Consider the following 15191-nt stretch of genomic DNA (forward strand, 5'->3'; position numbering starts at 1 on the left):
TCAGCGCCGCCGGCGGGTGATCTCCGTCCTCAGCCATGCGCCGATGACACGCGCGCTGTCTCCGCGCAGCACGGTCGAATGGTCCGCGGGAACCTCCACGATCTCCGGCTCCCGGACGAGCGCCGCCCGCCACTGGTCGAGTGCCTGCTGCCGGATCTCGGCCGGGTCCTCACCCGGCATGAACAGCACCACTCTGCCGTCATAGGGCCTCCGGTGCATACTCCGCCCGTATGCGGTGTAGGCCAGCCCGTTGATGGTCACCGCACGGATGATTCGCATCCCGTGCTTGTCACCTGCCCTGACGGCGAGGGCGATCTTGTCGTCGGGTTCACGGAATCGCAGCAGACGGTCCTCGTCGGCCGGGGAAAGGCGGGTCCCGGGCGGAGCCTGGATCGTGTCGTCCAGACGGGCCAGGAGCCGGCGGGTCTCCTGGGCGGCGGCCCGGTAGCCGGGATCGCGGGCGCCCAGGAAGGCCGGCCCCATCAGGAACACACCGCCGACCTCCTTACCCGCGGCGCTGGCCCGCTGGGCCATCTCCAGGGCGATGTAGCATCCTCCGGACTGTGCGGCGAACAAGTACGGTCCCTCCGGCTGGAGTTGGAACACCTCCCTGAGGTAGGCAGCCGCCATCGTCCCGACCGTTCGCAGTGGACGGTCGTCGCCGACCAGGCCCCGCTCCTGCAGCGCGATCAGCTGCTGACCCTCGCCGAGATGCTCGGCAAGTCCGGCGTAGGCGGCGACCTCGCCGGTGATCGAGTGCACGGCGTGCACGGCGGGGACGATGTCGCCCCTCCTGATACGGACGGCCGAGCGGAGTCTGGCCTCAGCCCTGTGCGCCTCGATCCGTGCGGCGACGCCGGCCACGGTGGGCCGGTCGAACAGGTCGCCGACGCTGGTGTCGTAGCCTGCGGCCCGGATCCGGGCCACGATCTGCGTCACCAGCAGGGAGTGCCCGCCGAGTTCGAAGAAGTTGTCGTCCGCGCCCACCCGGTCCAGGCCCAGCGCGTCGGCCCATGCCCTGGCCACCGCCCGCTCGATCCTCGTTCGGGGGGCGACGTACCGGTCCGTCAGATCGGTGCGGTCTGGTTCGGGGTCGGGCAGGGCGGCCCGGTCGGTCTTGCCGCCCGGGGTCAACGGCAGCGCGGACAACTCGGTGAACGACGACGGGACCATGAAAGCGGGCAACCGCGACCGCAGGAACGCACGCAGTTCCTCCACCACCGGCAGCCCTTCGGCCGGGTCGGTGGGCACCAGATAGGCGGCCAGCCGCGCGACCGCCCCCTCACCCCAGGCAGTGACCACCGCGGACCGCACCCCCGGATGCGAGGCGGCCAGCACCGACTCCACCTCACCCGGCTCGATCCGGAACCCGCGCACCTTGACCTGCTCATCCACCCGGCCCACGAACTCCAGCCGGCCATCCGAAAGCCACCGCACCCGGTCCCCGGTCCGATACACCCGCGCACCATCCCCCGCAAACGGATCAGGGACGAAACGCTCCGCCGTCAACCCGGGGCGCCCCGCATAACCACGCGCCACCCCCACACCACCCACCAACAACTCACCCACCACACCCACCGGCACCAGACGCAACAACCCATCCACCACATACAACCGCGCCCCCGGCACCGGCCCCCCGATCGGCACAACACCCCCACCCACCCCCTCCACCACACCAATACTCGCCACCACCGTGGCCTCCGTCGGCCCATACGCATTCACCAACCGACACCCAGCCGCCCCCCACACCGACACCAGACCCGCATCCACCCGCTCCGCACCCGTCACCAGCGTCCTCAACCCCGCCAGATCACCCGGCGCCAACACCCGCAACAACGACGGCACCACAAACGCCAACTCCACCCCCGCAGACCGCACCAACCCACCCGGCTCAGCCCGCTCCCCGGACGACGCCACCACCAACGTGCCGCCCCCCGACAACACCATCACCAACTCCCACACCGCAGCATCAAAACTGAACGGCGCCAGCAACAACCCCCGCGGCCCCCTGCCCAGCAACGGCCACAAACCCACCGCCAGACTCACCAACCCCCCATGCCCCACCCCCACACCCTTCGGCACCCCCGACGTCCCCGACGTATAAATCACATACGCCAACTGAGACCCACCCACCACCAACCCCAACAGATCCCCCGACAGATCCCCCGACAGCCCATCCACCCCCGCCCGAACCACCGGGTCATCCAGACGCACCACCGGCACCTCACCACCCAGCACAACCGCCCCGGCCCGGTCAGCAACCACCACCCGCGCACCCGAATCAGCCAGCATGAACGCCAACCGCTCGGCCGGATACTCCGGATCCAGCGGCACGAACGCCGCCCCCACCAGCCACACACCCACCACCGCGACCGCCAGATCCACGCCCCGGTCCATGCAGATGCCCACCACGGACTCCGGCCCCGCACCCAGCCCGCGCAGGTGCCGCGCCAGCCGCGACGCCCGCTCCACCAGGCCTCCGTAGGTCACCTGCCGCTGCCCGCACATGACCGCCACCGCGTCGGGGCGGTCTGCGGCATGGCTCACCAACAGCCCGGGTAGTCCGCCCGCCTCGGACTCCGGGCGCGCGGCACCCGACCCCAGCGCCAGCAGCTCGGCGTGGTCGACCGCCGGCACCAGGGAAATCTCGGATATCGGCCGGTGCGGGTTCTCCGCGACCCGTGCCAGCAGCATCCGCAGATGCCTCGCCAACCGGTCGATCGTCGCCGCGTCGAACAACGCGACGCCGTACTCGATGGTGGCCGTGAGGCCGTCGTCGTCTTCGACCACGATCAGGCGCAGGTCGAACTTGGCGGTCACGTCGGCCTGGACGCCTTCCGCGGGGCCGCTTCCTTCTGCGGTGTCCTGCCGGTAGTAGTCGAACAGCACCTGGAACAGCGGGGTCCGGGACCTGTCCCGTTCGGTGACCAGGGCGTCCACCAACTGCTCGAACGGCAGGTCCTGATGGGCGTAAGCACCCAGCGCGGTCTCCCGCACCCGGCCCATCAGCTCGGCGAACGACGGATCCCCCGACAGATCGGTGCGCATCACCAGCGTGTTGACGAAGAACCCGATCAGATCCTCGCTCTCCGCCCGGTTCCTGCCGGCCACCGGTGTGCCCACCACGATGTCGTCCTGACCGCTGTACCGACCCAGCAGGACGCTGAACGCGGCCAGAAGGGTCATGTACATCGTCGCGCCGCTCTCGCGGGTCGCTTCGTGCAGGCCCCGCACGACCTCGCCGGGCACGCTGAACCGCATCGCCGCTCCCGCCGACGAGCGCAGCGGCGGACGCGGCCGGTCCAGGGGAAGCTCCAGGACCGGCAGGGCCGCCAGCCGCTCCCGCCAGTAGGCCAGTTGCCGGTCCTGGACGTCATCGGCCAGCCAGGCCCGCTGCCACACCGCGAAGTCGGCGTACTGCACCGCGAGCGGCGGCAGCGGAGCCGGACGGCCCGTCCGGAACTCCTCGTACAGCGAGGAAAGGTCGCGGCGCAGGATCCGGTCCGACCAGTCGTCGAACGCCACATGGTGGAGGGTCAGCGCCAGCACCTGCCTGTCGCCGGCCAGCCGGATCAGGCCGGCCCTCAGAGGCGGTCCGGACGCCAGATCGAACGGCTCCGCCCTGTCGACCGCCACCAGACGCCTGGCCGCACCCAGGGGATCGGCGACGCCTGACACGTCCGCCACCGGCAGCGGAACCGGCCCCGGCGGGTCGATCACCTGGTACGCCACCCCGTCCGGGCCCGCCACCAGCCGGGTCCGCAACACCTCGTGCCGCGCCACCAGCGCACGCAGCGCCGCGCCCAGCGCCGCCACGTCCACCGGGCCGCCCATCGGGATCAGCGACGGCAGGTTGTACTCGGCCGACCCGGGCTCGAGCTGGTTCAGGAACCACAGGCGCTGCTGGGCGAACGACAACGGCAGTGCCCGGTCCCTGGACACCCGTGTGATCGGCGGGGCGGCCGATCCCGGCATGGTCCGGTCGACGACGGCGGCCAGGGCCCGCAGGGTGGGGTGTTCGAACAGCGCGGCCAGCGCGACCTCGGCTCCGAACACCTCTCTGATCCGGGAGATCACTTGTGTGGCCAGCAGCGAGTGCCCGCCCAACTCGAAGAAGCCGTCCAGTGCGCCGATCTGGTCGGCGCCGAGCAGCTGTGCCCAGATCCCGGCCAGGAGTTCCTCGGTCGCCCCGGTCGGCGCCACGAAGGCGCCCAGCTCGGGGCGGGCGATGTCGGGGGCGGGCAGCGCGGCCCGGTCCAGCTTCCCGTTGGGGGTCAGCGGCAGGGCGGCCAGCTCGGTGAACACCGAGGGGACCATGTACTCCGGCAGGCTCCTCCGCAGGAAGGCGCGGAGGTCCTCCGCCGCGGGGATGCCCCGGCCCTGGTCCACCGGGACCAGGTAGGCGGCCAGCCGGTCGCCGGCCTCGCCCCAGGCGGTGACCGTGGCCGACCGTATCCGGGAATGCGCCGTCAGCGCCGCCGTCACCTCGCCCAGCTCGACCCGGAACCCGCGCACCTTGACCTGGTCGTCGGCCCGGCCGAGGAACTCCAGCTCTCCGCCCGCCCGCCTGCGGACGACGTCCCCGGTCCGGTACAGCCGCGACCCGTCCGCCACGAACGGGTCGGCCACGAACCGCTCCGCCGTCAGCGCCGGGCGCCCGGCGTAGCCACGGGCCACTCCGGCGCCGCCGATGAACAGCTCACCGGCCACCCCGACGGGCGCCGGCCTCAGTTGGCGGTCCAGCACGTGGACGCGGGTGTTGGCCACCGGCGCCCCGAGGGTGACCGGCCCGTCTTCCGTCAGGGGCCGGCAGGTGGACCAGATGGTGGTCTCCGTGGGCCCGTACATGTTCCACACGCCGGCGGTGCGTGCCTGGATCGCCCTGGCCAGTTCGTCGGGAAGTGCCTCACCGCCGCACAGCGCGCGGAGGCGTGCCGTCCCCCTCCAGCCGTCGACGACCAGCATCTGCCAGGTCGACGGTGTCGCCTGCATGACGGTGGCGCCGCTCCGGCCGATCTCGTCCGCCAGCAGCCGGGGGGAGCGGACCGTGTCCCGGTCCGCCACGACGACCTGTGCGCCGACGGTCAGCGGAAGCAGCAGCTCCAGGCCGGCGATGTCGAATCCCAGGGTGGTGACGGCCAGCAGCACGTCGGCGGAGGTGAGGCCGGGACGTTCCGCCATCGCAGCCAGAAAGTTCACCAGGTTGTGCTGTGTGACCTGCACTCCCTTCGGGGCCCCGGTCGACCCGGAGGTGTAGATCACGTAGGCGAGGCGGTCCGCGGCCGGCTCCGGCTCCGGCGCCCCTGCCGGGCCGACGGCTTCGGCCGGGGCATCCAGCCAGATCCTGATGTCCGCGGAGAGGCCGCCGGCCACGGCGCGGTGGCCGACCAGGACACGGACTCCGCTGTCGGCCAGGACGAACGCCAGCCGCTCCACAGGGTGGTCGGGGTCCAGCGGCAGGTAGGCGGCGCCCGCCTTCCAGACCGCGAGCATCGCGACGACCTGGTCGAGGCCACGTTCGAGGCACAGGCCTACGACAGACTCGGCACCCGCGCCCAGCGTACGAAGCCGGTGGGCGAGCCGGGCGGCACGTTCCTCCAGCGCGGCGTAGGTCAGCACGGTCCCGTCGGCCACCACCGCCACCGCGTCGGGTCGTACGGCCGCCTGGTCCGCCACCAGCTCGTGCACTCCGCCCACCGCGGGCGCGGACCTCGTGGTGTCGTTCCAGGCCGCCAGCATCAGGTTCTGCTCGGCGGTGGTCAGGACGGGCAGCCGAGACAGCCTCCGGTCCGGGTCCTCCGCCACCGCGCCCAGTGCCGTGATCAGGTGGCCGACCATACGTTCAACCGTGTCCCGGTCGAACAGCGCCGTGCTGTACTCGATCGATCCGGCCAGCCCGGTGCCGGCGTCGACCAGGTTCACCGTCAGGTCGAACTTCACGGTCCGGGGCGACGCCTGTGCGCCGTCGTGGTGGTCTCCGGCCGCCGCACCGTCGTCTTCGTCCCGCAGATAGTTGAAGAAGACCTGGAAGAGGGGGGTGCGGGAGCGGTCGCGTTCGGTGACGAGGGCGTCCACGAGCTGTTCGAAGGGCAGGTCCTGGTGGGCGTAGGCGCCCAGTGCCGTTTCCCGGACCCGGCCGACGAGTTCGGCGAACGTGGGGTCGCCGGACAGGTCGGTGCGCAGGACCAGGGTGTTGACGAAGAACCCGATCAGGTCCTCCGTCTCGGCGCGGTTGCGGTTGGCCGCCGGCGTACCGACCGCCACGTCGTCGGTGCCGCAGTACCGGCCCAGCAGCACCAGGTAGGCCGCCAGCAGGACCATGTACATGGTCGCGCCGTTCGCGCGGGCCAACTCGCGCAGCGCGTCGGCGGTCTCGGCCGGGATGGTGAAGTGTGCCGCGGTGCCCGCGGTGGAGCGCACCGGCGGCCGGGGCCGGTCGGTGGGCAGCTCCAGCACAGGCGCCCCGGCCAGCTTCTCCCGCCAGTAGGCCAGCTGACCATCCAGGACCTCGCCGGTCAGCCAGGACCGCTGCCACACCGCGTAGTCGGCGTACTGCACCGGCAGAGGCGGCAGAGGATCCGGCTCACCGGCCCGGAACGCCTCGTACAGGAGCTCCAGCTCGCGGTGGAAGATCCGCCCCGACCACTCGTCCGAGGCCACGTGATGCACCGACACAGCCAACACATGCCCGGCCGCACCCAGCCGGATCAGGCAGGCCCGCAGTACCGGCCCGGCGGCCAGGTCGAACGGCGCCACCGCATCGCCCTCCACCAGATCCCGGGCCACACCCAACGGATCAGCGACACCCGACACATCCACCACAGGCAGCGGCACCGGCCCAGGCGGATCGATCACCTGGTACGCCACCCCGTCCGGGTCCGCCACCAGCCGGGTCCGCAACACCTCATGCCGCGCGACCACGGCCGTCAACGCCGCGTGGAGCGCCACCACATCGATGTCGCGACCCAGGCGCAGATGCATCGGCACGTTGTACTCGACCGAACCCGGCTCCAACCGGTCAAGGAACCACAACCGCTGCTGCCCGAACGACAACGGCAACAACTCGTCCCGGCCCACCACCGTCACCGGCGGCACCACCACACCCGGCACCGCCCCCTCAACCACCCCCGCCAAAGCCCGCACCGTCGGATGATCAAACAACGCCGCCAGCGCAACCTCACTCCCGAACACCTCACGAATCCGGGACACCACCTGCGTAGCCAGCAACGAATGCCCGCCCAACTCAAAGAAATTGTCCAGCGCACCCACCGGACCACACCCCAGCACCTGCGCCCAGATCCCCGCCAGCAACTCCTCCGACGCCCCCACCGGCGCCACAAACACACCCACATCCGAACGGGAAACATCCGGATCAGGCAACGCCGCCCGATCCACCTTCCCGTTGGACGTCAGCGGCACAGCCCCCAACCCCACAAACACCGACGGAACCATGAACTCCGGCAACCGGCGCCGCAGATGGTCACGCAGCTCTCCGGCCGGCGGAAGAGTGCTGTCGGCACCGGCGGGCACCGCATACGCGATCAGCCGTGCCGCCGCTTCCCTTCCCGAAGCCACCACCACAGCCGCCGCGACCCCCGGATGCGCGGCCAGCACGGCCTCCACCTCACCCGGCTCGACCCGGAACCCCCGCACCTTGACCTGACCATCCACCCGGCCCAAAAACTCCACCCGGCCACCCGCCAGCCACCGCACCCGGTCCCCCGTGCGATACAACCGCCCACCATCCCCCGCAAACGGGTCCGGGACAAAACGCTCCGCCGTCAGCGCGGGACGCCCCCCATAACCACGCGCCACCTGCACCCCGCCCACATACAACTCCCCCGCCACCCCCACCGGCACCGGGCCCAGATGACGATCCAGCACATACACCCGCGTCCCCGGCAAAGGCGAACCCACCGGCACCACCCCAGCCGCCGCCTCCACCCCACCCACCCGCGCAGTAAGCACACCCACCGTCGTCTCCGTCGGACCATAGTGATTAACCACCACCCGATCCCCCGCCACCTCCACCAACCGCGCAGCCAGACCCGGCGAAACCGCCTCACCCCCCAACACCAGCACCCGCCCCGGCAGCAGCCCCACCACCCCACCCGCACCCGCACCCGCACCCGCACCGGCACCGGCCAGCGCGGCCAGATGCGAAGGCACCACCTTCAAGAAATCGATCCCCCACCGCGCCACAAAACCGCGCACCGCACCCGGATCAGCCACCACAGCCGCATCCAGCACATGCAACACACCACCACACACCAACGACGCGAACACCATCGTGTTGCCCAGATCCGTCACCAACGGCTGCACCACACCGAACCGGCCACCACCACCCACACCCAGACGACCCACCACCCCCGCCACATACCCCGCCACACCACCGAACGTGACCTGCACACCCTTCGGCCGCCCCGACGAACCCGACGTATACACCACATACGCCAACTGACCACGACGCCTCACCACCGACCCCACCCGCACCGAAGACAACCCGGCCAGATCCGCACGCACCACCGGATCGTCCAACGACACCACCGTCTCCACCGCAGAGTCCGCGAGCGCGGCGGCCATCGCCCGATGACTCACCACCACCGCGGCACGGCTGTCAGCCAGCATGAACGCCAACCGCCCCACCGGGAACGCCGGATCCAACGGCAGATACGCACCCCCCGCCAGCCACACCCCCAACACCGCCGTCACCATCTCCACACCCGCCGGCAGACACAACCCCACAACGGTCTCCGCACCCACCCCCACACCACGCAAATACGCCGCCAACCGCGACGCCCGCCCCACCAACCCCCCATACGTCACACAACCCTCAGGACCCACCACCGCCACCGCATCCGGAACCGACCCCCCACACGCCAGCACCGCCTCCGCAACCCCACCCCCACCCAAAGCCCCAACCCCAGCCCCGCTCCACCCCTCCAACAACTCCACACGCTCAACAGCACCCACCATCGACACAGCGGACAACGGCCGGTCAGGATCAACAGCCACCGCACCCAGCACCGTGCACAAGTGCTCCACCATCCGCTGCACCGTGCCCCGGTCGAACAACGCCGTCGCATAGGCGATCATGCCTGTGAGCCCACCGCCGGGGCCGGTGCCGCCCACCGTCAGGCGGAGGTCGACCTTGGCGAGTCCTTCGGCCTGCTCTCCGCTCTCGGCGGGAGTGTCGCCCTGTGGGCCGTCGTCTCCGAAGTAGTCGAACGACACCTGGAAGAGCGGGGTGCGGGAGCGGTCGCGTTCGGTGACGAGGGCGTCCACCAACTGCTCGAACGGCAGGTCCTGATGGGCGTACGCACCCAGCGCGGTTTGCCTCACCCTGCTCAGCACGTCGGTGAACGACGGTCCGCCGGACAGGTCGGTCCGCATCACCAGCATGTTCACGAAGAACCCGATCAGGTCCTCGGTCTCGGCGCGGTTCCGGCCCGCGACCGGCGATCCGACGACGATGTCGTCGGTGTCCGCGTACCGGCCCAGCATCACCGAGAACCCGGCCAGCAGGGTCATGAACATCGTCGCGTTGTTCCGGCGGGCGATCCTCCTCAGCCTGTCCGCGACCGGCTCAGGGATCGTGAACCCGACCGCCGCACCGGTGTTGGAGCGCACCGGCGGCCGCGGGCGGTCGGTCGGCAGTTCCAGTACCGGCACATCGGCGAGCGTCTCCCGCCAGTAGGCGAACTGCCGGTCGAGGGCCTCGCCGGTCAGCCAGGACCGCTGCCAAGCCGCGAAGTCCGCGTACTGCACCACCAGCGGCGGCAACGGATCCGGCTCACCGCTCCGGAACGCCTCGTACAGGGCCAGCAGATCCCGCCGCAGTACGCGATCCGACCACTCGTCGGAGACCACGTGGTGCATGGTGAGCGCCAGGAGGTGTCTTTCCGTGCCCAGGCGGATCAGGCAGGCGCGGACCAGCGGCCCGGCCGCCAGGTCGAACGGCGACGTCATCTCCGCCGCCAGCAGGGCCCGCATCGCCAGGACCGGATCGGCCAGGGACGACACGTCGACCACCGGCAGATCGAACGGGGAGGGCGAGTCGATCACCTGCCAGGCCGTCCCCTCGGGGTCGGCCACCAGCCGGGTCCGGAGCACCTCGTGCCGGGCCACCACCGCGCTCAGAGCGGCGGTCAGCGCGGTCACGTCCACGTCGCGTCCCAGGTGTTCGAGGAACGGGACGACGTACTCCACCGACCCGGGCCGGAGCTGGTCCAGGAACCACAGCCGCTGCTGGGCGAACGACAGCGGCAGCGGCCGGTCCCGCGGCACCGGTGTCATCGGCGGTGCCACGAGCCCGCGCGCGGTGCCCTCGACGGCCTCGGCAAGGCCGCGCACCGTCGGATGGTCGAACAGCGCCGCCAGGGGCACCTCGGCCCCGAACACCTCACGCACCCGCGAGACGACCTGCGTCGCCAGCAACGAGTGTCCGCCCAGCTCGAAGAAGTCGTCGTCGGCACCCACCCGGTCGACTTCGAGGAGCTCGGCCCAGATGCCCGCCAGCAACTCCTCGGCCGGGGTGGCGGGGGCGACGAACACGCCGTCGAGCTCCGGGGGTGCGGTGTCGGACGCCTGCAGCGCGGCGCGATCGACCTTTCCGGCCGGGGTCAGCGGCAGCGCGGCCAGCTCGCTGAACACGGACGGCACCATGAAGTCCGGCAACCGCTCCTGGGCGTACCCGCGCAGGACGCCGGGCGCGGGGATGCCTTCGGCGGCGTCAGCGGGCACCAGGAACGCGGCCAGCCGGGCGGCCGGACTGTCCCCGGCCACGACGACCGCCGCGGCCTGGATCCCCGGGTGGGCAGCCAGGACCGCCTCCACCTCCCCCGGCTCGATCCGGTAGCCGCGCACCTTGACCTGTTCGTCGGTCCGGCTCAGGAACTCCAGCAGACCGTCCGGCAGCCACCGCACCCGGTCCCCGGTCCGGTACATGCGCGAGCCGTCGGCGGCGAACGGGTCGGCGACGAACCGCTCCGCCGTGAGCGCCGGCCGGCCGCCGTAGCCGCGGGCCAGCTGCACCCCGCTGATGAACAGCTCTCCGACCACTCCGACCGGCACCGGATTCAGGTGGCGGTCCACCACGTGTGCCCGGGTGTTGGCGATCGGGCCGCCGATGGGGAGAGCTCCTTCGGCCTGACCGGTGGCCGGGTAGTGGGTGGCCGAGGTCGCGTCGATGGTGGCCTCGGTCGGCCCGTAGACGTTGTGCAGCGGCACCCGCAACCGCTCGTGCAGAGCCGCGGCGATGTCGCCGGTGAGCTGCTCGCCCCCGCAGACCACCTGGCGCAGCGCCGTGCACCGTGCGAGGGCGGGAAGCCCGCTGAGCAGGCGCAGCACGGCCGGGACGGTACCCAGCAGGGTCACCTGCCGGTCGGCCATGGTCTCGGCCAGCCCGGCGATGTCGGTGGCGGGGCCGGACGCGGGGACGATCACCAGGGTGCCGCCCGCGGCCAGGCCCGGGTACAGCTCGATCCCGAAGGCGTCGGTGCTCGGCGAGGAGTACATCAGGACCCGGTCGTGGGTGGTGAGGGAATACCGGTCGTTGAAGCCGCGCACATAGTTCGCCAGGGCGTCGTGCGCGATCATGACGCCCTTCGGCGTACCCGTGGAACCGGATGTGTAGATGACGTACGCCAGCCTGCCGGCCGCCGCGGGGACGGGGCGTTCCGTCGGCATCTCGGCCGGCCGCCGCCGGACGTCCGGGTCGTCGAGCAGCACCACCGTGCGCCCGTCGGCGGCGCCGTCCGGGAGTGCGGCGGTCATCTCCCGGTCACCGACCAGGACCGTGGCCCCGCTGTCGGCGAGCATGAACGCGAGCCGCTCGGCCGGGTAGCCGGGGTCCAGCGGCAGGAAGGCGCCACCCGCCTGCCAGATCGCGAGCACCGAGATCGTGAGGTCGATCCCGCGTGACAGGCCCAGCCCGACGACGGACTCCGGGCCGACCCCGAGGGCGCGCAGATGGTGGGCGAGCCGGGTGGCACGCGCCAGCAGCGCGCCGTAGGAGAGGGACCGACGACCGCAGACCACGGCGATCGCGTCCGGGGTGGCCACCGCGTGGGAAGTGATCAGCTCGGGTACTTCGATCGAGGTCGGCCAGGTGACGGCGGTGTCGTTCCAGGTGTGCACCAGCGTCGTACGCTCGTCGGCGGTCAGGACGGGCAGCGCAGACAGCGGCCGGGCCGCGTCGGCGGCGGCCGCGGACAGCAGGGTGCCCAGATGCCCGGTCAGACGCTCGATCGTGGTCGCGTCGAACAGGGCGGTGCTGTACTGGATGATCCCGGTCAGGCCGCCCTCGCCGGAGTCGATGAGCGTGAGGTCCAGGTCGGCGAGGGTGAGGGGGCGGGCGAGGGTGTCCGCGGGGCGTGCGTCCGGGGCTCCGGGTTCCGGCCGGGCGCCGCCGCCTGCTGCGACGTAGTTGAAGAAGACCTGGAACAGGAGGGTCCGGGAGCGGTCCCGGTCGGTGACCAGGGCGTCCACCAGCTGCTCGAACGGCAGGTCCTGGTGGGCGTAGGCGCCCAGCGCCGTCTCCCGGACCCGGCCGACCACGTCGTTGAAGGAGGGGTCTGCGGACAGGTCGGTACGCAGGACCAGGGTGTTGACGAAGAACCCGATCAGGTCCTCGGTCTCCGCTCGGTTCCGGCCCGCGACGGGTGTGCCCACCGCGATGTCGTCGGTGCCGCAGTACCGGCTGAGCAGCAGGTTGAACCCGGCCAGCAGCGTCATGAACATCGTCGCGCCGTTGTCGCGGGCGACTTCCCGCAGCCGGTCGGCCGTGTCGGCGGCCACGGTGAACTGCACCGCCGCCCCTGCGGTGGACAGCACCGGCGGGCGTGGCCGGTCAGTGGGCAGTTCCAGCGCCGGCACCTCGGCCAGTTCGTCCCGCCAGTAGGCGAGCTGCCGGTCGAGGACCTCGCCGGTCAGCCAGGACCGCTGCCAGGCCGCGAAGTCGGCGTACTGCACCGTGAGGGGTGCCAGCGGATCCGGGTCCCCGGCCCGCAGCGCCGTGCAGAGGGCGGACAGCTCGCGCCGGAACACCCGCGCCGACCACTCGTCGAAGACCACGTGGTGCAGCGACAGCACCAGCACCTGTCCAGCCGTGCCCAGGCGGATCAGGCAGGTGCGGACCAGTGGTCCGGCCGCCAGGTCGAAGGGGGTGGACGCCTCCGCCTCCAGCAGGTCCCGTACGGCGGTCTCCGCATCGGCCGTGCCCGACACGTCCACCACGGGCAGCGGCACCGGCCGCGGCGGATCGATCACCTGGTGGGCCACCCCGTCGGTGCCCGCCACCAGCCGGGTCCGCAACACCTCGTGCCGCGCCACCAGCGCACCCAGCGCCGCGCCCAGCGCGGCCACGTCCAGGTTGCGATCGAGTTCCACCGGCAGCAGCAGGTTGTATTCGGTCGAATCCGGCTCCAGCTGGTGGAGGAACCACAGCCGCTGCTGGGCGAACGACAGCGGCAGCGACCGGTCCCGGGGTACGGGCGTCACCGGCGGCACCACTACGCCGCGCGCGGTGCCCTCGATCACCTCGGCGAGGCCCCTGACCGTCGGCTGTTCGAACAGGGCCGACAGCGGCACCTCCGCTCCGAACACCGTCCGTACCCTGGACATCACCTGGGTTGCCAGCAGGGAGTGTCCGCCGAGCTGGAAGAAGTCGTCGCAGGCGCCGATCCGGTCCGCTCCGAGGAGTGCCGCCCAGATTCCGGCCAGGACCTCTTCCGCGGGGGTCGAAGGCGCTACGAATCCGTCAGGTTGGGTGCGGTCTGGTTCGGGGTCGGGCAGGGCGGCCCGGTCGGTCTTGCCGCCCGGGGTCAACGGCAGCGCGGACAACTCGGTGAACGACGACGGGACCATGAAAGCCGGCAACCGCGACCGCAGGAACGCACGCAGTTCCTCCACCGCCGGCAGCCCTTCGGCCGGGTCGGTGGGCACCAGATAGGCGGCCAGCCGCGCGGCCGCCCCCTCACCCCAGGCAGTGACCACCGCGGACCGCACCCGCGGATGCGCGGCCAGCACGGCCTCCACCTCACCCGGCTCGATCCGGAACCCCCGCACCTTGACCTGCTCATCCACCCGGCCCACGAACTCCAGCCGGCCATCCGCCAGCCACCGCACCCGGTCCCCGGTCCGATACACCCGCGCACCATCCCCCGCGAACGGATCAGGGACGAAACGCTCCGCCGTCAACCCCGCACGCCCGGCATAACCACGCGCCACCCCCACACCACCCACCAACAACTCACCCACCACACCCACCGGCACCAGACGCAACGACCCATCCACCACATACAACCGCGCCCCCGGCACCGGCCCCCCGATCGGCACAACACCCCCACCCACCCCCTCCACCACACCAATACTCGCCACCACCGTGGCCTCCGTCGGCCCATACGCATTCACCAACCGACACCCAGCCGCCCCCCACACCGACACCAGACCCGCATCCACCCGCTCCGCACCCGTCACCAGCGTCCTCAACCCCGCCAGATCACCCGGCGCCAACACCCGCAACAACGACGGCACCACAAACGCCAACTCCACCCCCGCAGACCGCACCAACCCACCCGGCTCAGCCCGCTCCCCGGACGACGCCACCACCAACGTGCCGCCCCCCGACAACACCATCACCAACTCCCACACCGCAGCATCAAAACTGAACGGCGCCAGCAACAACCCCCGCGGCCCCCTGCCCAGCAACGGCCACAAACCCACCGCCAGACTCACCAACCCCCCATGCCCCACCCCAACACCCTTCGGCACCCCCGACGTCCCCGACGTATAAATCACATACGCCAACTGAGACCCACCCACCACCAACCCCAACAGATCCCCCGACGCGTGGGGACGGATCCGTGCGGTCGGATCGTCCAGCCAAAGGACCGAGTCCACCGCGGAATCCACCAGTCCCGCGGCCACCGACCGATGCCCCACCACCACCCGCGCATCCGAATCGGCCAGCATGAACGCCAACCGCTCGGCCGGGTACTCCGGATCCAGCGGCACGAAGGCCGCCCCGGCGCGCCAGGTCGCCAGGACCGCCGTCACCATGTCGATTCCGCGTTCCAGGCACAGGCCCACCACCGACTCCGGGCCCGCACCCGCCGCCCGCAGCGCCCCGGCCAACCGCCCGGCCTGCTCCCACAGCTCCCGGTACGTCATGTGACGCGACCCGCACACCA

General features: G+C 71.5%; 1 protein-coding gene (running past one end of the window). It reads right to left on the reverse strand.

Annotation, left to right across the window (positions count from 1 at the left end; all coding sequences use genetic code 11):
- Nucleotides 1-15191: the 3' portion of a non-ribosomal peptide synthase/polyketide synthase gene (locus RKD20_RS09175; RefSeq protein WP_424877281.1), read on the reverse strand. Its footprint extends 13279 nt past the window's final position; the window shows 15191 of its 28470 coding nt (coding positions 13280-28470); its start codon lies off the right edge, out of view; its stop codon occupies nucleotides 1-3.

The sequence above is a fragment of the Streptomyces sp. SLBN-8D4 genome (genome assembly GCF_049739545.1).
Lineage (GTDB): Bacteria > Actinomycetota > Actinomycetes > Streptomycetales > Streptomycetaceae > Streptomyces > Streptomyces canus_C.